Source organism: Streptomyces sp. NRRL F-5727, assembly GCF_000719555.1.
Classification (GTDB): Bacteria; Actinomycetota; Actinomycetes; order Streptomycetales; family Streptomycetaceae; genus Streptomyces.
This window is the reverse complement of the sequence record NZ_JOGX01000166.1, coordinates 1-397: the sequence shown is the minus strand read 5'-3', so window position 1 is coordinate 397 and position 397 is coordinate 1. Positions and strand designations below refer to the sequence as shown.

The 397-nt window shown below is 72.3% G+C and carries 1 protein-coding gene; it reads left to right on the top strand.

Annotated elements, in window-relative coordinates:
• On the top strand, nucleotides 1–397 hold a 397-nt coding region (locus IF73_RS0137190), incomplete at both ends, for a methionine adenosyltransferase domain-containing protein (protein WP_031016014.1).

The following is a 397-nucleotide window of genomic DNA, read 5'->3' as shown; positions in this document are numbered from 1 at the left end:
GGACGGCTACCGGCTGCTGGTCAACCCGACCGGCCGGTTCGAGGTCGGCGGCCCGATGGGCGACGCCGGCCTGACCGGCCGGAAGATCATCATCGACACGTACGGGGGCATGGCCCGGCACGGTGGCGGCGCGTTCTCCGGCAAGGACCCCTCCAAGGTGGACCGTTCGGCGGCGTACGCGATGCGCTGGGTCGCGAAGAACGTGGTCGCGGCGGGTCTCGCGCGCCGCTGCGAGGGGCAGGTCGCGTACGCGATCGGCAAGGCGGAGCCGGTCGGTCTGTTCGTCGAGACCTTCGGCACCGAGACCGTCCCCGTCGACCGGATCCAGCACGCCGTCACCCAGGTCTTCGACCTGCGGCCGGCCGCGATCATCCGCGACCTCGACCTCAAGCGCCCG